At 71.9% G+C, this 23,880-nt stretch carries 10 protein-coding genes; 5 read left to right on the forward strand and 5 right to left on the reverse strand.

The features are described from left to right. Positions 1–45 precede the first annotated feature (45 nt). On the reverse strand, positions 46–2,979 hold the full coding sequence (locus ABGB21_RS28730) for a BTAD domain-containing putative transcriptional regulator (protein WP_347680422.1): 2,934 nt from the start codon (positions 2,977–2,979) through the stop codon (positions 46–48). 254 nt (positions 2,980–3,233) lie between these two features. Between ABGB21_RS28730 and ABGB21_RS28735 the strand changes: the two genes are divergently transcribed. The 4 genes from ABGB21_RS28735 (at position 3,234) to ABGB21_RS28750 (ending at position 17,782) form a co-directional block, all read left to right on the forward strand. After that, entirely contained in the window at positions 3,234–6,005 is a 2,772-nt protein-coding gene (locus ABGB21_RS28735; RefSeq protein ID WP_347655699.1) for a BTAD domain-containing putative transcriptional regulator, read from the forward strand. 152 nt (positions 6,006–6,157) lie between these two features. Continuing rightward, positions 6,158–9,532: a LamG-like jellyroll fold domain-containing protein gene (locus tag ABGB21_RS28740; RefSeq protein ID WP_347655700.1), complete on the forward strand. Its 3,375-nt coding sequence runs from the start codon at positions 6,158–6,160 to the stop codon at positions 9,530–9,532. Positions 9,533–9,578: 46 nt separating this feature from the next. After that, positions 9,579–15,794: an RHS repeat-associated core domain-containing protein gene (locus tag ABGB21_RS28745; protein ID WP_347680424.1), complete on the forward strand. Its 6,216-nt coding sequence runs from the start codon at positions 9,579–9,581 to the stop codon at positions 15,792–15,794. A gap of 110 nt (positions 15,795–15,904) precedes the next feature. After that, on the forward strand, positions 15,905–17,782 hold the full coding sequence (locus ABGB21_RS28750) for an AfsR/SARP family transcriptional regulator (RefSeq protein ID WP_347655702.1): 1,878 nt from the start codon (positions 15,905–15,907) through the stop codon (positions 17,780–17,782). On the opposite strand, the gene ABGB21_RS28755 is transcribed toward ABGB21_RS28750, so the two are convergent. Then, positions 17,764–19,722 carry a BTAD domain-containing putative transcriptional regulator gene (locus ABGB21_RS28755; protein WP_347655703.1) on the reverse strand — a complete coding sequence of 653 codons (1,959 nt, stop codon included), beginning with the start codon at positions 19,720–19,722 and terminating at the stop codon, positions 17,764–17,766. The genes ABGB21_RS28750 and ABGB21_RS28755 overlap by 19 nt on opposite strands. Positions 19,723–20,102: 380 nt before the next feature. Here ABGB21_RS28755 and ABGB21_RS28760 point away from each other — a divergent pair, with 380 nt between their 5' ends. Then, positions 20,103–20,483, forward strand: a complete 381-nt coding sequence (locus ABGB21_RS28760; RefSeq protein ID WP_347655704.1) for a RidA family protein — start codon at positions 20,103–20,105, stop codon at positions 20,481–20,483. 58 nt (positions 20,484–20,541) lie between these two features. Here the strand turns inward: ABGB21_RS28760 and ABGB21_RS28765 are convergent, their stop codons facing one another. The 3 genes from ABGB21_RS28765 to ABGB21_RS28775 are packed head-to-tail and all read right to left on the reverse strand — an operon-like array spanning position 20,542 to position 23,488. After that, a complete protein-coding gene (locus ABGB21_RS28765) occupies positions 20,542–21,462 on the reverse strand; it encodes a methionyl-tRNA formyltransferase (protein WP_347655705.1) in 921 nt (306 codons plus the stop codon). Continuing rightward, entirely contained in the window at positions 21,459–22,724 is a 1,266-nt protein-coding gene (locus ABGB21_RS28770; RefSeq protein ID WP_347655706.1) for an argininosuccinate synthase, read from the reverse strand. Before ABGB21_RS28770 ends, ABGB21_RS28765 begins: the two co-directional genes overlap by 4 nt. A 5-nt stretch (positions 22,725–22,729) precedes the next feature. Next, positions 22,730–23,488: a hypothetical protein gene (locus ABGB21_RS28775; RefSeq protein ID WP_347655707.1), complete on the reverse strand. Its 759-nt coding sequence runs from the start codon at positions 23,486–23,488 to the stop codon at positions 22,730–22,732. Positions 23,489–23,880 lie beyond the last annotated feature (392 nt).

Consider the following 23,880-nt stretch of genomic DNA (forward strand, 5'->3'; position numbering starts at 1 on the left):
GTTGCCGACCACTCTGCGGGTCGCCGCTGCGCGCGCCCTGCGCGTCTACTGCGGATGCGCTGCGCTCCGCCAGTGCGCGAGCCGTTCGTGCAGGTCGTCGACGTACTGGGCGGCGTGGAAGTGTTCGAAGATCCGCAGCGCCTCCTCGCCGAGGGGGACGGCCAGGTCGTACCGCCCCAGGGCGGCCTGCGCCCGCGCCAGCAGGCTCAGCGAGTTCGCCAGCGGGTACGGCTGTCCGATGCCGCGCAGCATCACCACCGAACGGTCCAGCTCGGCCACGGCCCGGTCCGCGTCGCCGTCCTCGAGGTACGCCTTGCCGAGCAGTCGGCGGGAGATCGCCTCGCCCCACTCGTAGCGCAGCTCCCGGAACGCCGGCACCGTGCGGGCCAGTAGTCGGCGCGCCGAGACGAGGTCCCCGGCGGCGAGGTACGTCGCGGCCAGCGCCTGCTCGCCGGTGGTCACGCTCAGCCGGTCCCCGAGTCGCCGGGCGGTGGCCACCGCCCTCCCGAGGTGCTCCAGGGCCTGCGGCCACTGCTCGGCGTGCCGGTACAGCAGCCCGAGGCCCTCCCGGGCGAGCGCCTCGCCCCACAGGTCGCCGTCCTCCTCGAAGTACCGTAGGGCCGCGGCGAAGGCGTGCACGGCGAACGGTGAGGTGAGCTGGTACTGCCCGTGCTGCTCGCCGAGGGTCAGCAGCACGTGCCCGCCGACCGGGCCGACCGGCCAGTGCGCGGCGCACAGCCGCACCATCCGCAGCAGCGCGGCGTCCGCCTCCCGTACCCGGCCCAGGGCGCGGCAGCACAGGGAGTAGCCGTGCAGCACGGCGAGCCGATGGGCCACCATCGACGCCGGGCTGTCCCGGTAGGCCGTGCGCAACAGCGGTACGGCGTCGGCGTGTCGGTTCACCATCCGGTAGGCGGTGCCGAGGCACAGCCGCACCGAGGTCCGGGTCGGCGGGCACAGCTCGGTCTCCCGGTCGAGCACGTCGCGCAGGCAGTCGGCGAGCTCGGGCAGGTGCTGACTGCGCATGATCGCGAAGTTGCCCAGCGTGCGGGCCAGCCGCCCGGCCAGGTCGACCGCGTCCCACCCCAGCAGGTCGTGTACCGCCGCCACCAGGTTCTCCCGCTCCGCCTCGAACCAGTCGACGGCGTCCCAGGTGTCGAGCGACGCCGACACGTCCGCGGTCGGCAGGGCCTTGCAGGGCAGCGACGCGTCGGCGCGTTCGGCGTACCCGAGCAGCCGGGTGTACCAGTCGAGCAGCTGGTCGGTGGCGACGGTGGTGCGCTCCCGGGCGTGCAGCCGGATCAGGTCGTGCATCCGGACCCGGCCGTCGGGTTCGGGTGTCAGCAGGTGGGCCCGGCACAGCTGTTCCAGCAGCGGCTCGGTGGTCTCGTCCCACATCCCGAAGGTGCGCAGCGACGTACGGCTCAACACCGCGAGCAGCCGCGCGGCGGGCGGCGGCAACCGCTCGAACCCGACCGTGAAACTGCTGCGTACGTCGAGGTCGCCGAGGGACAGTTCGTCGAGGCGGCGCCGCTCGTCGCGCAGCCGGTCGCGGAGCCGGGCGACGGTCATCGCCTCCCGTTCGGCGAGCCGTACGCCGGCGATCCGCAACGCCAGCGGCAGCCGTCCGCACAACTCGACAACCTCGGCGGCCGCCGGGGCCTCCCGGTTGATCCGCTCCACACCGGCGAGGTTGGCCAGCAGGTCCAGCCCGTCGCCGACCGGCAGGACGTCGAGCGGGACGACCTCGGTGCCCGGCAGCTCGGGCAGCGTCGCCGTACTGGTGATCAGCGCGCTGCTCCGGGCGGGCGGCAGCAGGGGGCGTACCTGCGCGGCGTCCGCCGCGCTGTCCAGCATCACCAGCATCGGCTGTTCGGAGAGTACGGACCGGTAGAGCGCGGCGCGTTCCTCGGCCTCGGTCGGGATGGCCTCCCCGGCCACGCCGAGGGCGCGCAGGAAGGCGCCGAGCACCACGCCGGGTCGGGCCGGGTCGGCGCTGTTGCCGCGCAGGTCCGCGTAGAGGCACCCGGCGGGGAAACGGTGCCGGCTCTCGTGCGCCGCGCGCAACGCCAGCGTCGTCTTGCCGGCACCCGAGAGCCCGGTCACGACGACCACCTGGGCGGCCCCGGTGGCCGCCGGGGTGCGGCCCAGCAGCGACAGCAGCAGGCCGAGTTCCTTGTCCCGTCCGACGAAGTCACCGGGGACGCCGGGTAGCTGGTCGGGCCGCACCCACGGCCGGGGTGCGGTCTCCTGCTCGCTGCGCTCGCTGGCGAGGATCTCCCGGTGCAGTCGCCGCAGTTCCGGCCCCGGGTCGATGCCGTGCTCCTCGGCGAGCAGCCGGGCCCCGTCCCGGTACACCGCGAGCGCCTCCGCCTGCCGGCCGGCACGGTGCAGGGCCGTCATCAGCTGGCCGCGCAGCCGTTCGCGCAGGGGCCGGTCCCGGACCAGCGTGGTCAGTTCCGGTACGAGTTCCCGGTGCAGGCCGAGCGAGAGCAGTGCCTCGACCCGCAGCTCGGTCGCGTGTCCGCGCAGCTCGTGCAGCCGGTCGCGATCGACCTCGACCAGCGTCGCCCCGACGTCGACGTACGCGTCGTCGCGCCAGCGGGCCAGCGCCCGGTCGAGCAGCTCCACGGCGGCCCGGGCGTCGGTGGTGGCCGCGGCGGCCCGCACCTCGGCGGCGAACTCCGCCGCGTCCACGGTCACCTCGGCGTTCAACTGGTAGCCGGGGGACCGGGTGAGGACCAGTTCCGGTGCCGTACCGCGCCGAACCGAGGCGACAATCGCCTGGACCCGGTTGCGTGCCCCGGCGGGCGGGTGATCCGGCCAGAGGCCGTCGATCAGACGGTCGACGGAGACGACCCGTCCACGGTGGGCCGTCAGGCTCGCGACGAGTGCCCGTTCCAACGGGGCGAGCGGCACCGCCGTCCCGTCGACCTCCACCTCGATCCGTCCGAGGACGCCGACCCGATACCCCTGCACCGCGCAAAGCTAGCGCGCGCCCGTGAGCTGCGTACCTCCGGCCGGCCCGATGGTCGTGGCCCCGACCGAAGACGGTCGAACCGGGAGCGACCGTCCGGCGGAGACCTGCGTCTCGTAAGCCGGAGGAGGACTTGGCGGCCGTCGTACAGTGCGACGGCGACACCGACGACCGGTGGTGCCACCGTGGGCACCGCCGAACCGCGGAGCTCGGGAACGGACGGGGTGGTGGACCAGACGTGATCGACAGTGGAGCCGTGGGAACCGAGCGGAGCGCGGGCCGGCGTTACCGCCTGTTGGGGCCGGTGGCGGCCGACGAGGGCGGCGAACCGCTGCCGTTGGGCGGTCCCAAGCCGCGCACGATCCTGGCCGCGTTGCTGCTGCAGGCGGGCCGGGTGGTGCCGGAGGAGCGGCTGATCGACCTCACCTGGGGCGAGACGTGGCCGGCCACGGTCCGCGGCCAGCTCCACACGTACGTCTCGGGCCTGCGTCGCCGACTCGGCGCCGGGACGGTGGTCCGCCGTCCACCGGGCTACCTGATCAACGTCGGGCCCGGCGAGCTGGACCTGCACGAGTTCGAGGCGGCCGTCGCCCGGGCGCGGGGCGAAACCGACGCGGCCGTCCGGGCCGACCTGCTGGGCCGGGCCCTCACGTACTGGTCCGGCCCGGAACTGTCCGGCACCACCACCTGGCTGCGCGGCACCTACGGGCCCGCCCTGCGGGAGCGGCATCTCGTCGTGTGGGAGGACCGGTACGACGCCGAGCTGGCCGCCGGCCGGTGTGCCGAGGTGGTCGGCGCGCTGCGGCAGGCCGTCCAGACGGAGCCGCTCCGGGAACGGCTGCACGCCCAGCTGATGCGCGCCCTGCACGGCTGTGGTCGAACCGCCGAAGCCCTTGACGTCTACGCGGCCGTCCGGGCCCGGCTCGCCGACGACCTCGGTGTGGACCCGGGTGAGCTGTTGCGCGACGCGTACCGGCTGGTGCTCGGCGCAGACGAGCCTCGGTTCAGTGGGCCGGGCTTCAGCGTGCCCCGGCAACTGCCCACCCCGCCGTCCGGCTTCGTTGGCCGGACCCGACAGCTCGAGCAACTGGACGCGGCTGTGCGGCCCGGCTCCGACGCGCGTATCGTCGTGCTCACCGGCACCGCCGGCGTGGGTAAGACCACACTGGCGGTGCGCTGGGCGCACACGGTGCGGGCCCGGTTCCCGGACGGGCAGCTCTATCTCGACCTGCGCGGCTTCGACCCCACCGGTGCGGCGGCGAGCCCGGCGGAGGCGGTTCGCTGCCTGCTCGACGCGATGCAGGTGCCCGCCGACCGGATCCCACCCGGCCTCGACGCCCAGGTCGGCCTCTACCGCAGCCTGCTGGCCGACCGGCGGATTCTGGTGGTGCTGGACAACGCCCGCGACGCCGACCAGGTGCGTCCGCTGCTGCCCGGCACCGCCTCCGGCTTCACGGTGGTGACCAGCCGAGCCGACCTGGCCAGCATCGTGGCGGCGGAGGGGGCGGTACCGGTACCGCTGGACCTGCTCACCACCGACGAGGCCCGACGTCTGCTGGCCGGCCGGATCGGCGCGGACCGGGTACGGCGGGAGCCGGCGGCGGCGGACGAGATAGTCGCCGCCTCGGCCCGGCTGCCCCTCGCCCTCGCCGTCGTCGCGGCGCGGGCCGCCGGACGTCCCGCTTTCCCCCTGGCCGCGATCGCCGCCGAACTGCGGGACCACGACCGGCTCGACCCGTTCGACGGGGGTGCGCCCCGCAGCGACGTCCGGACGGTCCTCGCCGCCTCCTACCGCACCCTCGACGCCGCCGCGGCGACGATGTTCCGGCTGCTCGGCCTGCACCCGGGGCCGACGATCCCGGTGCCCGCCGCGGCGAGCCTGGCCGGCGTGGACGTCGAGGCGGCCCGCCGCGCACTGGTCGCCCTCACCCGCGCCCACCTCGCCGACGAGCCGGCCCCGGGCCGCTACGGCATGCACGACCTGCTCCGCGAGTACGCCGCCGAGCTGGCCCGGCACCACGACGACCGGGCGTGGCGGCGGGCGGCCACCCGGCGGCTGCTCGATCACCACCTGCACACGGCCATCGCGGCGGACCGGTGGCTGAACCCGCACCGGGACGCCATCACACCCGGGCCGCCGTGTGCCGGCGTACGCCCCGAGCCGATCGCCGACGCCCACCGGGCGATGGAGTGGTTCACCGTGGAGCATCCGGTGCTGGTGGCGTTGGTCCTGTCCACGTCGGCCGGCTTCGACGCGCAGCGGTGGCAGCTGGCCTGGGCGCTGGGCACGTACTTCGACCGGCAGGGCCACTGGGACGACTACGTCGCCGTCCAGCACGCGGCGCTCGGCGCGGCCGAGCGCGACGCGGGGCCGCTGGGCAGCGCGCACACCCACCGCAATCTGGGTCGTGCGTACAGCCGGCTGCAGATGCTGTCGGAGGCGGACACGCACCTGCGGCGGGCGCTGGAGCTGTACGACCAGGGCGGCGAGGAGACCGGTGCGGCACATGTGCACGGCAACCTGTCCTGGGTACTGGAGCGGAGTGGTCGTCACCTCGACGCCCTGCACCACGCGCGGCAGGCGATGCTGCGGTACGAGCGGCTGGGCGACCGGGCGATGACCGCCAACGCCCGCAACACGGTCGGCTGGCAGCACGCGCAGCTCGGTGAGTTGGACGAGGCCTTCGCGCACTGCCGGGCGGCGCTGACCCTGCTGCGGGAGACGGGGGACCGGTTCGGGGAGGCGGTCACCTGGGACAGTCTCGGTTACATCCACCAGCGGCGGGGCGAGCCGATGGAGGCGGTGGCGTGCTATCGGCGGGCGCTGGAACTGTTCCGCGAGGTGGGGGACCTCAGCAACGAGGGACAGACGTTGCGCAAACTCGCCTCCGCGTACGAGGTGGCGGGAAACCACGCCGCGGCGGGCGACTCGCGGCGTGCGGCGCTGCGCATCCTCGACAGGCTCGGGCACCCGGACGCGGAGCAGCTCCGCGCCTCGGACGAGCCGGCCGCAGGTGAACAGGACTGACTGAGCCCCTCCCTCGGTCGAGGCCCCGCGGCCGGACGGTCGGGCCGGAGCCGCCCCGCGGCGTTCCGACCGGCTGCGCCCGCGACTCGATGGCGTCGCGATAGCCGACCTCGTCATGCTGCCGTCACCTGCCGTCGAAAGGTGACTTCCTCATGCCCGCCCGCAGCACATTGATGCCGGCCGTCGCCGTCCGAGGCGTTGATCCGCCCCGCCGGGTGCGTACCGCCATGCTCGCGTCCCTGACCAGCGCGGTCGTGGCGGCGACGCTGCTGGTCGCACCCGTGCCCCCGGTCGTGGCCGCCGTGGGGTCGACCACCCCGGTGCTCGGCGAGGTCGCCGCCGGGGCGGCGGCCGTCTCCTCGGGACGGCGGGTGGAGGCGACCGCCCTGCGTACCGAGCGGCAGCAGGTGTTCGCCAACCCGGACGGGACGTTCACCCTGGAGCAGTCGGTGCAGCCGGTACGGGTGCGGCGCGGGTCGGGATGGGTGCCGGTCGACACCACGCTGCGGGTCGCCGCGGACGGCACGGTGGCCCCGGCGGCGAGCGTGCTGGACATGGCGTTCTCCGGAGGCGGGGAGACGCCGCTGGTACGGATGCGCCGGAGCGGGTCGGAGCTGGTGCTGCGCTGGCCGGGCCGGTTGCCCGCGCCGGTGCTCTCGGACGCCACGGCCACCTACCCCGAGGTGCTGCCCGGCGTCGACCTGGCGGTGCGTGCCGACGCGGAGGGCTTCTCCCAGGTGCTGGTGGTCAAGTCGGCGCGGGCGGCGGCGAATCCGGCGCTCGGTCGGCTGCGGCTGTTGACGAGCGCCGAGGGCCTGGCGGTGCGGGCGGCGAGTGACGGCAGCCTGGCCGCGACGGACCCGGCCGGTGCGGTGGTGTTCCAGGCGCCGCCGCCGTACATGTGGGATTCCAGCGGCAGCGGCTCCCGGACGGTGCCGGGCGGGCGGGTCCGCCCGATGCGGGTGGAGATCGGCGCGGGCGAGCTGGCGCTGACGCCGGACCGCGAGCTGCTCAGCGGCCCGAACACCCGCTACCCGGTCTACCTCGACCCGTCCTGGTCGGGCTCGCGCACGGCCTGGACACAGGTGTGGAGCAACCTACCGGGGACGTCGTTCTACAACGGCGCCAACGACGCGGAGAAGGAGGCACGGGTCGGCTACGACGCGAACGACGGCAAGCTGACGCGCTCGTTCTTCCGCTTCGACGTCAGTGGTGTGAAGGGCAAGCACATCCTGTCGGCGACCCTGCAGACGTACGAGGTGTGGTCGTACTCGTGCACCGCCCGGGAGGTGCAGGTCTGGGAGACCAGCGGCATCTCGTCGTCGACGACCTGGCGGAACCAGCCGAGCTGGATCAGCAGGTTGGCGGCGAAGAGCTTCGCGAAGGGCTGGTCGTCGTCGAGCTGCCCGGCCGGCGGCGCGGAGTTCAGCGTCACCGCACACGTGGCGAAGGCGGCGAAGAACGGCTGGGACGCCATCACCCAGGGCCTGCGCGCGTCGAGCACGGCGGAGTCGAACCGGGATCCGCACTCGTGGAAGCGGTTCCGGAACAATCCGTCGATCACCATCACCTACAACACGGTGCCGAAGCTGCCCACGAACCTGACCACCGACGGATCGGCGACGTGTACGACCGGCTCCGGCCGGCTGGTGATCGGCACCGGCACCCCGACGCTGCGGGCCACGGTGAGCGACGCCGACAACGCGGTGAAGGCGCACTTCCAGTGGTGGCGGGTCGACGGGACGGCTCCGGTCGGGGAGTGGACGTCGGCGTCGGTGGCCGGCAAGACCCCGACCGTGGTGGCGAAGCAGATCCCGTCCGGCGCCTTCGGCAACGGCGTGAACGCCAGGTGGCGGGTACGCGCCGAGGACGGCACGGACAACAGCGCGTGGAGTTCGTGGTGCGAGTTCCGGGTCGACACGAGCCGCCCGCCGATCCCGACGGTGACCTCGACCGCGTTCCCGGACAATGCCGAGGGTGACGCGGTGATGGGCCGCAGTTCGTCGGTGACGTTCGCGGCGAACGGTGGCACCGACACCGCCTCGTACGAGTACGCGCTCAACGGCGACGCCACGGCGCTGAGCAAGAAGGCCACCCCGTCGACCGCGGGCGGGTCGGTGACCGTGACCGTCACCCCGGACCGCTTCGTCAACTGGCTGCACGTGCGGTCCGTCGACAAGGCGGCGAACCGGTCCGAGGTCGCGACCGTGGTGTTCTACGCCGCCGCGCCGCCCGGCCCGCTCGGCAACTGGTCCCTGGACGAGTCCGGTGACGGCACGGTCGCCGTGGACGGATCCGGCAACGGGCGCGACGCCACCCTGCACGGCGGTGCCACCTGGGGTGACGGCGTGTCCGGCGGTGCGTTGCACCTCGACGGCACGGACGGCTACGCCGCGACCAGCGGCGCCGTGCTCGACACGTCGAAGTCGTTCTCGGTGTCGGCGTGGACACGTCTCACCACCTCGTCGGGCAACCGGGGCGTGCTCAGCCAGGACGGCACCCACCGCAGTTCCTTCTACCTTCAGTACCTGGCGAGCAGCGACAAGTTCCGGTGGTCGTTCCCCGTCGCCGACAGCGTCGAACGGCCGGCCTACGTGACCGTCGACTCCCTGTCGACCGTGACGCAGGGCGAATGGGTGCACCTGGCCGGTGTCTACGACAAGTCCGCGGGCCAGATCCGGCTCTACGTCAACGGCGTCCTACAGGGCTCGGCGAGCTACAGCGCGGCCTGGACCGGGACGGGTCCGCTCACCATCGGCCGGGCGCTCACCAACGACACCCTCGTCGACTTCTGGGCCGGCGACATCGACGACGTCCGCGTCTACGACCGGGTGCTGCTCGCCGGCGAACTGCAGCAGGTGCCGAGGCTGACCGGGCACTGGAAACTCAACGAGATTTCCGGAACCACCGCCGCCGACTCCGCCGGTACGCGGCCGGCCACCTGGTCCGCCAGTGGCGTGGCCCGGGTCGCCGGGGTCGAGGGCAACGCGGTCGCGGTCAACGGCACCACCGGCGTGCTCACCACCGGCGGCCCGGCGGTACGCACCGACGGCAGCTACACGGTCAGCGCGTGGGTGCGTCCTGACGCGCTGGGCAAGAACGGCATCGCGGTCAGTCAGCTCGGCGGCAAGGTCGGCGGATTCAACCTCGGCTGGTCGTGGAGCGACGACTACCACGCGTACCTCTGGTCGGTGCGCAGCTCCGACCAGGACACGACCGGTTCACCGCTGCGCGAGGCGGTGGACCTGTTCGACGGCCCCACCGTCGGGGTGTGGACCCACCTGACCGCGGTGTACGACGCCCGGGCCCACCGGCTGCGCCTCTACGTCAACGGGCAGACCGTGGACGAGACCTACCATGCCAGCGCCTGGAACGCGGGCGGTGCCCTGGTCCTGGGTCGGGGGCAGGTCTCGAACGTCAGCTTCTCGCAGTGGTTGACCGGTGGGATCGACGACGTGCGGGTGTACTCCGGGGTGCTCAGCGACCAGGAGATCTTCGATGTCTACAGCGCCATCGCCAACCCGTAGTCAGCCATTGAGCATCCGGAGACCAACCGTGCGGAGACAGGGGATCATGAGGCGTCGGACCGTTGCCGGCGCAGTGGCGCTCGCGGTGCTGGCTGCTGGTCTGGCGGCCACGCCGGCGCCTGCGGCGGCTGCCCCGGCATGGCAGCGGCCCGACGTGCCGTCAGAGCGTTCGGTGCCGGGCCGCGACTTTGTGTCGCGGGCCAAGCGGGCCGACCCGGGGGCGGCCACGGTGCAGCGTGGCCCGGCGTCCGTCGGATGGCCGGCCGCCGGCGCCGCGGAGGTGACCGTGCCGGCGGCCGGTTCGGCGCGGGTCCGGGCCGGCGCCCTGCCGGTCTGGGTCGGGCGAAGCGGCGGCGGGTCGGCGGCGGTCCGGGCGGCGGCGCCGCGGACGGCCCGGGTGCGGGTGCTGGACCGTGCGGCCGCCGACCGCGCCGGCGTGTCGGGCCCGCTGGTGACGGTTTCACCCGGCGTGATCGACAACGCCGCGGCAACCACCGCCGTCCCGGCCGAGGGCCGGCTGTCCGTGCAGGTCGACTACTCCTCGTTCCGCCACGCCTACGGCGGGGACTGGGCATCCCGGCTGCGGCTGGTACAGCTGCCCGCCTGTGCCGTGTCGACGCCGGAGCGGGCGGAGTGCCGCTCGGGTACCGCGCTGCCGACCAGCAACGCGGTCAGGGAGGGACGCCTCACCGCCGACGTGACGATGGCGGCGGGAGAGGCGACCGTGCTTGCGGCGACGGCGGGGGCGGCCGGTAGCGCCGGTGACTACCAGGCGACCAAGCTGTCGGCGTCGTCGTCGTGGGAGGCCGGCGGTCCGTCCGGGGACTTCACCTGGACGTATCCCATGGACGGGGTGCCCGGCCTCGGCGGCCCGGAGCCGGACCTCGAACTCGGCTACTCGTCCGGCAGCGTGGACGGGCGCACCGCGTCGACCAACAACCAGACGTCCTGGGTGGGCGAGGGATGGGAGCTCAGCGAGGGCTTCGTCGAGCGGCGCTACAAGTCCTGCTCCGACGACGTGACGTCCACGCCCAAGCCGTACGACCTGTGCTGGGAGACCGACAACGCCTTCCTGTCGATGAACGGGCAGACGGTGGAGTTGGTCAAGGACGCCACCACGGGGGCCTGGCACCCGCGTAACGATGACGGATCCAGGGTCGAGCGGCTGACCGGCGCGACGAACGGCGACAACGACGGCGAGCACTGGAAGATCACCAGCCGCGACGGCACCCAGTACTTCTACGGGCTCAACCGGCTGCCGGGCTGGGCCAGTGGCAAGGAGGTGACGAACTCCGCGTGGACGGTGCCCGTGTTCGGCAACGACGCCGGCGAGCCGTGCCACGCGAACACCTTCGCCACGTCGTACTGCAACCAGGCGTGGCGGTGGAGCCTCGACTACGTCGTCGATCCCAACGGCAACGCGATGTCGTACTTCTACACCACCGAGACCAACTACTACGGCCGGAACCGGACCGCCACCGCCGGCACCGTCTACCACCGGGCCGGCTACCTGAGCCGGATCGACTACGGGCAGCGTGCGGACACCATGTACTCGGCGCCCGCGCCGATGCGGGTGGTGTTCGGCGTGGCGGAGCGGTGCGCGGCCGGAGCAACCTGCGGCACCGGGACGATCACGAAGGACACCGCCAAGAACTGGCCGGACGTGCCGTACGACCAGAACTGTGCCGCCGGGGCGACCTGCACCGACCTGTACGCGCCGACGTTCTGGACCCGTAAGCGGCTGGCGAGCGTGACCACACAGGTGTGGGTTTCCGGCACCACCTACCGGGACGTCGACGTCTGGGCCCTCGGCTACCAGTTCCGGGAGCCCGGGGACGGCACCTCACCGGCACTGTGGCTGGCCTCGATCACCCGGACCGGGAAGGTGGGCGGCAGCCTGACGCTGCCGGCGGTGACCTTCGAGGGTGTCCAGTTGGAGAACCGGGTCGATGCGATGGAGGGCATCCCGCCGATGTACCGGTGGCGGCTGACCGACGTCTACGACGAGTCCGGCGGCCACGTCCGGGTGAACTACTCCGGCAGGGACTGCACCCGAGCCGCCACGCCGGCCCCGGATTCGAACACCAGGCGGTGTTTCCCGCAGTACTGGACGCCGGAGGGGGCCACCGCGCCGACCCTCGACTGGTTCCACAAGTACGTGGCCGTGCAGGTGCTGGAAGACGACGTGTCGGGTGTGGCCGGCATCGAGCAGACCGACTTCGAGTACCTCGGCGGCGGCGCCTGGCACTACGACGACAACGAGCTGACCCCGGCGAAGTATCGCACCTGGAGCCAGTGGCGCGGATTCGCCAGGGTCCGCACCACGAAGGGTGCGTCGGGTGAGGTGCGCTCGCAGTCCGAGCAGCTGTTCCTGCGCGGCATGGACGGGGACCGGACCTCCGGCGGCACCCGCGGCGTCACGGTGACCGACTCCGAGGGACGCGCGATCACGGACCACCCGGCGTTGGCCGGCTTCGCCCGCGAGGCGATCACCTACCACGGCGTCGGTGGCAGCGCGCTCGACGGGGAGATCAACGACCCGTGGATCTCCGCGGCCACAGCGACCCGCGGCACCACCAGGGCGTACCTGATCGGTGTGGCGAGCCGGCGCAGCCGGCTGGCGCTCTCCTCCGGCGGCTGGCGGCGCACCGAGGTGCAGACGACGTACGACTCCTACGGGTTGCCGACGCAGGTGAACGATCTCGGTGACACGTCCACCACCGACGACGACGAGTGCAACCGCACGACATACGCCCGCAACACGGCCAAGTGGATGATCGACTACCCGGTTCGCGACGAGCGGGTCTCCGTGCCGTGCGGCGCGACACCGTCGTACCCGGCCGACGTGATCTCCGACGTGCGTACCCTCTACGACGGGTCGACCACCTTCGGCACTGCCCCCAGCAGGGGCGACGTCACGCTGACCCAGGAGCTGGCCTCGTACTCGAACGGCACCCCGACGTACGTGCAGTCGACCCGGGCCGAGTTCGACAGCTACGGCCGCACCGTGGCCACCTACGACGCGCTGAACCAGAAGACCACCACCGCGTTCACTCCGGTGACCGGCGGGCCGGTCACCAGCAGCACCGTGACCAACCCGATGGGGCACGCGGTCACCAGGACGCTGGACCCGGCGTGGGGTCGGGAGACGGCGGTCGTCGACCCGAACGGCCGACGCACCGACATCACCTACGACCCGCTCGGCCGGGTCACCGCGGTCTGGCTGCCGGACCGCTCGAAGGCGGGCAGCGAGACGCCGAGCGCGAAGTTCTCCTACCTCGTGCGCAAGGACGCGCCGAACGTGGTGACGACCCAGAACATCCGCGACGACGCGACGTACGACGCGCAGTACGACTTCTTCGACGGCCGGCTGCGTCCGCGCCAGACCCAGAAGCCCGCGCCCGATGGCGGCCGGGTGGTGACCGACACCTTCTACGACTCCCGCGGCCTGACCGTGAAGCAGAACGAGGCCTACTGGAACGACCAGCCGGCGGGGACCACGCTGCTGACGGTCACCGACAACACCGTCCCGGCGCAGACCCGGACGGTGTTCGACGGCGACGAGCGGGAGACCGCCCGGATCACGTTGTCGTTCGGCACGGAGAAGTGGCGTACCACCACCAGCTACGGCGGCGACCGGGTCACCGTGGATCCGCCGGCCGGCGAGACCCCGACGACCACGGTCACCGACGCCGACGGGCAGACCGTGGAGTTGCGGCAGTACCTGGGGGACTCGCCGAGCGGGGCGTACGACACGACCAGGTACACCTACACTCCGGCCGGGGACGTGGCGACCGTCACCGACCCGGACGGCAACGTCTGGCGGAATCACTACGACCTGCGCGGCCGCAAGGTCACGGAGGAGGACCCGGACAAGGGCAGCACGACCTACACGTACGACAACGCCGACCAGGTGAGCACCACCACCGACGCGCGCGGTGTCACGCTCGCCTACAGCTACGACGTGTTGGGCCGCAAGACCGGCGTGTACGACGGCTCGACGGCGGGTCCGAAGCGGATCGGCTGGACGTACGACACGCTGGCCAACGGCGTCGTGGTGAAGGGACAGCCGGCCACCACCACCCGCTACGTGGGCGGCACCGCCTACCGGATGTCGGTGGACGGCTACGACGTGCGCTACCGGTCGCTGGGCACCACGCTCACGGTTCCGTCGGCCGAGGGCGCGCTGGCCGGTACGTACCGGATCAGCACCGGCTACACCGACACCGGCCTGCCGCTGCTGACCACGTATCCGGCGGTCGGCGGCCTGAGCGCGGAGACGCTGCGCTACGCCTACGACGCCGACGGCCGGCTGACGAGTGCGCAGACCAACCTGGGCACGCTGCTCACCGACGCGCTGTACACCCCGTACGACGAGCCGGCGCAGTACACCCTGGAGGCGGTCAGGGGTAAGCAGTTGGTGCAGACCTTCAGCTACGACGACGCCACCCGACGGATGACCGGGGCCCTGGTGGACCGGAACGTCTCGTCGACGCACCTGGCGAACGTCACCTACACCTACGACGCCTCGGGCAACGTCACCCGCATCGCCGACAAGCCGGCCGGCGGTTCGGCGGACACCCAGTGTTTCCGGTACGACCACCTGCAGCGCCTCACGAGCGCCTGGACGGCGACGGACGGTTGCGCCGCCGCGCCGAGCCCGTCGGTGATCGGTGGGCCGGCACCGTACTGGCAGGACTGGACGTACGACAAGATCGGCAACCGGCTCACCGAGACGAACCACAACCCGCTCACCGGCGTCGGCACCACCAGCACGTCGGCGTACCCGGCCGCCGGGCACGGTCCGCATGCGCTCGGGTCGGTGACCACCGGCGGCACCGTTAACAGCTACGACTACGACGCGGTGGGCAACACCACCGTCCGTACCGTGGCCGGCTCGACCCAGCGGCTGACCTGGGACGCCGAGGCCCATCTGGCCACGGTGACCGAGGGCGGCAAGGTCACCGAGTATCTCTACGACGGCGACGGCAACCGCCTGATCCGCCGCGACCCGGACGCGGTCACTCTCTACCTCGGCAACAGCGAGGTGAAACTGACCCGGTCCAGCGGCGTGGTGTCGGCGACCCGCTACTACCAGCTCGGCACCGTCACCGCCGTACGGACCTCCGCGAACGGGTTGTCCTTCGAGGCCGCCGACCAGGTCGGCACCGCGCAGCTCTCGGTGGACGCCGACGACCTGGCCGTGACCCAACGCCGGTATCTGCCCTTCGGCGAGCAGCGTGGCGCGCAGGGGAGCTGGCCGACGGAGAAGGGCTTCGTCGGCGGCACCGTCGACACGTCCACCGGGCTGACCCATCTCGGCGCCCGCGAGTACGACCCGGACATCGGGCGGTTCGTCTCCGTCGACCCGCTGATCGACTACAGCGATCCGCAGCAGATGAACGGGTACGCGTACGCCAACAACACGCCGGTCACGCTGAGTGACCCGGACGGCCGGTGGCGGATTCTCCCCGGCGGGCACTACTGCGACGGGTGCGGCGGTTACAACAACGAGGACAAGCCGAAAAAGAAGAAGAAGGCCAAGAAGAAGTCGGGCGGCAGCGGGAAGTCCTCCTCCGGCGGCGGCGCCCGTCACTACTGCGACGGCTGCGACTACTCCAAGCGGGCGTCGTCCTCGTCGACCACCACCCGCCACTACTGCGACGGTTGTGACTACATGCGGAGGCAGGCCGAGGCGCGGCGGCTGGCCCGGGAGTACGCGGCCAAGCAGGCCAAGGCGGCGGCCGAGCGCAAGGCGCGGGAGGCGGCGCGGGCGGCGAAGCAGAAGAAGTGGAACGACTGCGTCGCGGTGTACGGTCAGGCCCGCAACGCGAAGTGCGGCCCCAATCCGGCCAACGCCGGAAAGAAGTCCAAGGGGAGCATATTCTCGTACCTCAAGCCTCGGGTGTTCGCTGAGTGGCAGGTGTGCCTGGGGCACCACTGCGGCAAGGTGAAGATCCAGAACGGCAAGACCAAGATCGGGTACGCGTACCAGACCTCGTTCTCCAAGCCCTCGGTCGACACTCTGCTCAACGGCCTGTTCCCCCGTCTCGGGTACTCGAACCTGCCCGGCGACCGTCGCGAGAAGCAGAGCACGAGCGTGTCGGTCGGGCGGTACGCGGCGGGCTGGGGCATCCGGGAGAACGGCACTCCGAACCTCGACGACTGGGAGATCAAGATCAGTACGAACCCGAGGGGTGGCTGGATCGGAACGGGAGGGTTCAACGTCTCCTCCACCCGGTCACTGTTCACGCTGCGCTGACCCGGTCCGTGGGAACGGTGGATGGCCTCGGCGTGAACGGTCGAGGTCATCCACCTCCGGTTCCGGCCCGTGCTCTTCCGCGGTGTCGTCGACCGGGACATGATCGTCCGGTGCGACCGCGGCCAGACCCCCGATTCGCCCTGCTGGGCCCGCTGCTGCTGCGTGGTGCCGCCGGCCCGGTGGCCATGCCCGGCGTCCGGCGCCGCGTGGCCCTCGTCACGCTGCTGCTGCGCGCCAACCAGGTGGTGCCCCTCGACGACCTGATCGACAACCTGTGGCCGGACCGACCGCCCGCCACCGCCCGGGACCAGGTGGTCAACGTGATGTCCGCGCTGCGGCGCCTGCTCGGCACCGCGGCCGGCCCCGCCGGATCCGCGGCACTGGTCACCCGGCCCACCGGTTACCTGCTCCGGGTCGAGGCGGACGACCTGGACGTCGAGCGCTACCAGCGGCTGACCCGCGACGCCGACGCTCATGCGGCGGCGGGCCGCCTTCCGCAGGTCGTGACGGCGCTGCGGACGGCCCTGGCGCTGTACCGTGGTCCGGCCCTGGCCGACGTGCCCGGCCGATTCGCCGTCGCCGAGGCGCGCCGGCTGGAGGAGCTGCGGCTGGTCGCGGTGGAGAGACTGGTGGAGGCCGAGTTCGCGCTCGGCCGCCATCGCGACGTCGTGCCGGAACTCGGCAGGCTGGTCGGGGAGCACCCGCTGCGGGAACGGCTGCGCGGGCAGCTCATGGTGGCGCTGCACGCGGTCGGGCGGACGGCCGACGCCCTGGAGGTCTACCGGGCCGGCCGTCGGCTGATGGTGCGGGAGCTGGGGCTGGACCCGAGTGCCGAGCTACGCCGGCTCGAACAGACCATCCGCGCCGACGCCGACGCCGACGCCGACGCCGACGCCGACCGGACCGGCGTGGCGCCGGACGGGTCCCGGCGGGTCGAGGTCCCCGCCCAGCTGCCGCCGGACATCGCCGACTTCACCGGCCGCACCGGCGAGGTCACGACGATCCGTCGGTGGCTCAACCGGAACGGCCCGGGACGGACCGGCACCGCCGTCCCGGTCGTCGTGGTCACCGGGCCCGCCGGCATCGGCAAGAGCGCGTTGGTCACCCGGGTGGGACACCTCGTCCGTGCGGACTTTCCGGACGGGCAGCTCCACGTCGCAGTCGGCCGCGCCGACACCACCACCGTCCTGGCCCGGATGTTCACGGCGCTTAACCTGCCGCCCGGTGCGGTGCCGGACGACCTCGACGGTCAGGTACGGCTCTGGCGGTCGGTGACCTCGGCGCGCCGGCTCCTCGTTGTCGTGGAGGACGTCGCGGCGGCGGCGCACGTCCGCCCACTGCTGCCCGGCGGCGCCGGCTGCGCGGTCCTGATCACCAGCCGGCGACACCTGGCCGGGCTGGACGGTGTGCACCGGATCCGACTGGACGTGCTCTCTGCCGCCGACTCACTCGGCCTGCTGGGCGCCGTCACCGGCCGGGAACGGGCCACCGCCGAACCGGCGGCGGCCCGGCGGATCGTCGACCTGTGCGGGCGGCTGCCCCTCGCGCTGCGTGCCGCGGCGACGAACGCGGCCTCGGGTGAGCGCCGGCTGGCCGAGCTCGCGGACCGGTTGGCCGACCCGTGGCGACGCCTCGACGAGCTGCGGGCCGGCGCGGTCGACGTTCGCGCCGCGCTCGGGTCGGCCCTGGCCGACCTGCCGCCCGGACTGGCACGGGCCGCGCGGTCCCTCGTCGAGCTGGACCCGGCGCCCTTCCCGCCACGGTCCGCCGCCGAGATGCTCGGGGTGGGCCGGGCACGTGCGGAGGACCTGACGGACCAGCTTGTCGAGTGGGGAATCCTGGAGTACGTCCCGCCGCGGCCACCGCTACCGCCCCGTTACCGGTTTCCTGACCTGGTCCGGTTGTGTCTGCGGGAGCAGTCCAGGGCCGGCGGTGCTTCCCGCCACGTCGCCCGGAACGGGCCGGCTGTTCACACCTCCGGCGCCTGACCGGCCGCCAGACTCCGGGGCGACCGCTCGCGCAGATACAGACGGGTCAGCGTGGGCAGCCGGTACCGCGTCGAGGCGGCGTCGTGGGCCGGTACCAGGACGTGGTGGCGTACCAGCGGGTCAAGCAGCTCCTCGGCGGTCTCGACCGAGCTGCCGAGCACCGCCGCGGCCGCCCGGGACGAGACGTCGGGGCCGCCCCGCTGGGCGAGTCGCCGGGCGAGCAGCTCCACCCGGGGCGGCAGACACCGTACCGCCGACTCCAGCGTCGCCCGTACGTCGAGGTCCTCGACGCGCAGTTCGTCGAGGCGGCGCCGCGCGGGGGCGAGTCGTCGCGCCAGCGTCGTCAGCGACCAGTGCGGCCGGGTGGCGAGCCTGGCGCCGGCGATCCGCACCGCCAGCGGCAGCCGCCCGCAACAGTCGACGATGCGCGCGGCTGCCTGGGACTCGGCGGCCACCCGGTCCGGGCCCACGATGCGGGCCAGCAGTGCCAGTGCCTCGTCGGCGGGGGGCGCGTCGATCGGCACGTGTCGGACGCCGGCCGACCCGGGCGGGCGAAACCGGCTGGTGACCAGCACCGCGCAGCCCGGTCCGCCCGGGTGGAACAGCCACCCGTCGCCCGGGTCCGCCGCGTCGTCCACCACCACCAGTACGCGCCTGCCGGCCGTGACGGCGCGGAACATCCGTACCTGCTCGGCGATATCGGCAGGGATCGTGGCGGGCGGCACCCCGAAGGAGGCGACCAGGCTCGCCAACGACCGCGCTATCTCCCCGGGGCCGCCGCCGTGCAGCGCGACGTGCAGCTGACCGTCCGGAAAACGGTCCCGCAGCAGGTGTCCCAGGTGCGTCGCGAGCACACTCTTGCCCACTCCGGGCGGGCCGGTGACGGCCACCAACGGCGTGCCGGGACCCGCCTCGTCGATGGCCCGCCGCACACCGTCGATCTCCGGACCGCGACCGGTGAAGTCGCGCAGGTCGGCCGGCAGTTGTGCCGGCTGGGCGGGCAGTGCCGGCGGGGGTGGCACCGGCCACGCCGACGGCAGCGCGGTCCGGTGTCGGGCCGCGGGCTCCCGGGTGGTGGTCACCGGCGACGTGTCGTTCACCTCGGCGATCGAGTGGACCACGGTGTCGGCCAGTAGCGCCTGTTCGATCCGCCTCAGCTCCGTACCCGGCTCCAGACCGAGCTCGGCGACCGTCAACCGGCGACCGACCCGGTACGTCTCCAGCGCCTCGGCCCGGCGCCCCACCGCGTGCAGCGCGATCATCAACTGTCCGCGCAGCCGTTCCCGTAGCGGATGTGCGGCGACCAACTGGCTCAGCCGAGGTACGAGCTGCCGGTGCCGCCCCGACGCGAGCTGCGCGTCGAAGAGCTTCTCCATGGCCCGCAGCCGAAGCTCCGTCAGACGTTGCGCTTCGATGGACGCCTGCCCGCTCGGCACCCCGGTCAGCGGGTGCCCCCGCCACAGCGACAACGCCGACTCCAGCAACCCGATCGCGTCCTCGCGGCGGTCGACGGCCAACGCCCGGTCCGCCTCCCCGAGCAGCGACTCGAAGCGGTGCGCGTCGAGCTGCGCGGGAGCCAGCCGTATCAGGTAACCCGGCCGTCGGGTGAGCAGCACCTCAGTGGCCCGCGGCGTTCCCGCGTCCCGCAGCAGCCGGCGCAGGCCGGCGACCACGATCGGGACCTGTTCCCGGGCGGTGGGTGGAACGTGGTGCGGCCACACCTGGTGGATGATCTTCTCCATCGGCACCACCGTGTTCGCCCGCAACAGCAGGGTGGCCAGGACGACGCGTTGCCGCGCCCCGGGCGGTGTCACCGGGCTCGCGCGACCCTGGATCTCCAGCGGGCCGAGAATGCGGAACGCCACCGTCGTACCGCCGGCGCCGTCGTCGCTGGCGGGCGGCGAGGGTACGCCTGCCGTCTTCGTGTTGATGCCGACCACCCTGTACCGATCCGGAACGACCGTCCGAGTGACCGGACTGCCGTCGGCCGATCAGGACGCGGTCACGGTAGGGGCCGCCGCTCCGAAGACTCTCCGATGTGCACACCACACCCGGGCCAGGGGTGAACGGATACCGACGTGCGGCTTACCACCAGGTGTCGGCGGGGTTGGCTGTCGCACCGGTGACGTCCGCGACCACCGGTGCTGGGCGACTCCGGCCGGGGCCGGGCCGACAGATGTTCACGGTGTAACGGTGTGCTCCGAGATTTCTCCTGGTAACGCGGGGCTTTCCGGGTCGCCGGGTTTCCCGGGGCCGCCGTGGGGTCGTTGCCGGCGGGTCGCCCCGGCGTCACTTCCCCGCGCCGTGCGAGAATTCCGGCATGAAGCCTCAGGCTGTCACCACGCCGGAGATTCCGACCGGCAATTCATATGTGCCCGCGATTCAGATTTCCACGCCGGGTCGTCTGGTATTCGTCAGTGGTCAGGTCCCGGAACGGGCCGACGGCTACGTTCCCGCGGATTTCGCCAGCCAGTGCCGTCTGGCCTGGGAGAACGTGCTGACCACGCTGCGCAGCGCAGACATGGACGCGCACAACCTGGTCAAGGTCACCACATTTCTTAGCGACCGACGGTACCGCGAGGAGAACAGTCGCATCCGGGACGAGTTCCTGAAGGACCACCAGGTCGCCCTGACGATCATCATTACCGGCATCTACGACCGACGTTGGCTGTTGGAGATCGAGGCGGTCGCCGCCGGCTGACCCGCGTGGGGGTGTCTCCACCGCCGGTGGAGACACGCCCACGGTCGCGGTCGGTCCGTTACCGGAGATAATCCCCGAAGCGCAGGAAATAGTCGACGGCGCGTACGGGTGGTGCGCCGTCGGCCTGGACCTGGAGCAGGATCACCCCACGTGCGTCCGGATCGCCCGGCTGCCCGCAGGCGACCGCCACACCGTCCTCCGCGGCCTTGATGATCCGCCCCGGCGTGCCGCCGTGGGCCCGTTGTGGCTGGCTGGCCGCCTTGATCCAGAGCCGTAGCCCGTCGTGTGTCGTCCAGGCGTTCACGAACGGGTCGGACTGGCCCCGGATCAGGTTGTAGACGCTGGTGGTGCTCGCCCCCCAGTCGATCCGGGTGTCCGCCTCGCCGATGCGGTGGTAGAACGACCCGCCGGTCTGCGGCTGCGGCTCACCAGGATGCCCCTGTTCGACCAGTTCCAGCGCGCGCAGCGTGACGGGTACGTACTCGGCGAGGAGATTGTTCAGCACATACCCGGCCGAGTCGTGCGGACCGATCTTCACCACCTTGCGGGTGATGACCGGCCCGGTGTCGAGTTCCCGGTCCATGTAGTGCACGGTCAGCCCGGTCTCCGTCTCACCGTTGCGGATCGCCCAGTTCACCGCGCCGAAGCCGGCGTACCGGGGGAGCAGGGCGTCGTGCACGTTGATCGCGCCCCGGTGCGGGATCGACAGCACCTCCGCGGGTACCCGGGTCCGCCAGTTGGTCGAGAGGATCACGTCGGGTCGCGCCTCGCGCAGCCGCTCGTGCAGCTCCGGCTCGCGGGCGTGGGCGGAATACCACACCGGGACGCCGAGCTCACCCGCGACCAGCTCGACGTCCGGTTCACCGAGCCCGGAGAAGTCGGCCCGGTGGGTCACCACCAGCACGACCTCGTGTTCGGCCAGCACGCCCCGCAGGACGTTCGCGCCGAGTTCGCCGTACCCCAGAAACGCGATCCTCACGGGGCCGGTACCTCGCTCGCCATGGCCTGCACGGTGTCGTCACCGGCCGGCCGGGGACGACGGCCGGCACGGAACCGGACCGTGTTCACCCGCAGCCATCCGGTGGCGTCGTGCTGGTCGAAGACATCGTCCGCCTCGAAGGTGGCGAAGGCGGCGTCGTAGCGGCTGTGTGGCGAGCTGCGTCCGACCACCTGGACGTTGCCCCGGTAGAGCAGCAACGACGCCTCCCCGGTCACCGACTGCTGGCTCCAGTCGATGGCGGTCTGCAGCATCAGCCGCTCCGGGGCGAACCAGAGACCGCGGTAGACGAGGCTGGCGTACCTCGGCATCAGCTCGTCCTTCAGATGCAGCACCTCGGGGTCGAGTACCAGCGACTGCACCGCCCGGTGCGCCTGCCAGAGCAGTGTGCCGGAGGGCGCCTCGTAGATGTTGCGGGTCTTCATGCCGAAGATCCGGTTCTCCACGATGTCGAGGCGCCCGATGCCGTGCCGTTGGCCGATCTCGTCCAGGCGCTGCAGCACGCCGGCCGGCCCGAGCTTGACCCCGTCGACGGCGACCGGATTGCCGGCCTCGAATGCGATCCGGACGGTTTCCGGCTCGGCCTGCGCGTCGACCAGGTCACGGACCCGGGTCAGCAGGCCGGGCGGGGCGGCCTGGGCCGGGTCCTCCAACGCCTCCCCCTCGTACGAGGTGTGCAGCAGGTTGGAGTCGATCGAGTAGGGTCGTTCCCCGCTGCTCAGGTCGACCTCGATGCCGTGCTTCTCGGCGAAGGCCAGCAGGTCGCTGCGGGACTCCAGTTCCCACTCCCGCCACGGGGCGATCACCCGGATGTCGGGTCGCAGCGCACCGTAGGTGAGTTCGAAGCGGACCTGGTCGTTGCCCTTGCCGGTGGCGCCGTGCGCCACCGCGTCGGCACCGACCTCCTCGGCCAGCCGCAGCTGTGCCGCGGCGATCAACGGACGGCCGATGGAGGAGCCCATCAGGTACTGACCCTCGTAGAGGGCGTCGGCGCGGTACATCGGGAAGGCGTAGTCCCCGGCGAACTCGTCCCGCAGGTCGACCACCCGGATGTCGTCGGCGCCGAGCCGCTCGGCCTTGCGCGCCGCCGTGTCCAGCTCCGCACCCTGGCCGAGGTCGGCGATGAACGCGGTGATCGGGCACTGGTAGCGCTCGCGGAGCCAGACCAGGACGACGGAGGTGTCCAGTCCGCCGGAGAACGCGAGCACGATCCGGCGTGGATTGGGTCGTTGCCTTCCGGACACCTCGATCACTCTCCCGTCAGAGCCGGGTCGGCCCACAGATTGTCCATGGTCTCGTGCGACATCGGACGGCGTAGGTCGGCGGCCGACGCGTAGCCCATGTTGATTATCTTCCGTTGTCCATTCTGTACCGGGTAGACGCGGTGCAGGGTGGTGTCGGTCCGCATCAGGTAGAGGTCGCCCGGGAAGAGTTCAATGGAATAGATGGGGCGGGATACGAGCGTCTTGTTGATCTGTGGGTCGTTCTTGTTCCAGGTGGTTCCCGGTACGCACTGGACGAACCCGCCGTCCTGTACGGGTGGGCATTCGAGCACCCATACGAGAGCGAAGCTGTAATCGTCCCAGTGCCAGCCGTGGGTGTCCCCGTCACGTTCCAGGTAGGTGATCACGAACTGTTCCGGCTCGTAGGGGCAGAGCAGGACCTGTTCGCCGGCGACCTGACTCATCGCGCGCAGCAGCGGTTCGGCGGAGTAGAGCCGCTTGATCACGTTGCCGTACTCGGCGATCTCGGCGCGGCGGACGTTCCGCATCCGGCGAGGGCTGTAGTCCGTCTCCTTGAACTCCAGGTCACGCCGTACGCTGGCCCCCTCGATGAGCCGGTTGACCTCGTCGGCGACGGCGTCCTTGACTGTCTGTGGCGCCAGGAACGGCACCTTGGCGTAGCCAAGGTAGGAGAAGTTCCGGCGGGCCTGCGCGACGGCGTCCGCAGAGATCCGTGTCTCGACGTGCTGGTCCAGTTCCTTGATCAGATAATCCGGATCGTGCACAGACTTCCCCCTCGTCCGGTGGTCGGCGGACATGCGTAATGGAAAAGCTGGGGTAGGAATTGATGGGCAGCCTTCATCTGCCGCCGCCAGCTGGGCTGCCGGGCGGGTCCAGATCGTTGTTCCGCCCCGGTGGAATAATAACCGTCACCAAGATTGTTTTCAATGGGTATCTGGCTCGTAAATATTGTGTCCGGATGCTGCGGTAATGTCTGATGGGCCGGTGGCGCCGAGTTGTTACCGAAAGACGTCGAGATTATTGTGGAAAGGAAGCGAAAAACGCCCGGACGTCGACGTGGCCGGCGACGGGGTAGATGCGGGGTCTGATGGCGGGCGTCCATTCGCGTACACCATCAGGAAATGTTTGTGGCGTCGGTGTCGCGTGCCCGGCGGTC

It is taken from the genome of Plantactinospora sp. B24E8, assembly GCF_039871735.1.
Classification (GTDB): domain Bacteria; phylum Actinomycetota; class Actinomycetes; order Mycobacteriales; family Micromonosporaceae; genus Plantactinospora.

Bases quoted from the DNA above. Each gene is read 5' to 3' on its own strand.
- ABGB21_RS28740 (WP_347655700.1), top strand. From the start codon at position 6,158: ATGCCCGCCCGCAGCACATTGATGCCGGCCGTCGCCGTCCGAGGCGTT.
- ABGB21_RS28745 (WP_347680424.1), top strand. From the start codon at position 9,579: ATGAGGCGTCGGACCGTTGCCGGCGCAGTGGCGCTCGCGGTGCTGGCT.
- ABGB21_RS28760 (WP_347655704.1), top strand. From the start codon at position 20,103: ATGAAGCCTCAGGCTGTCACCACGCCGGAGATTCCGACCGGCAATTCA.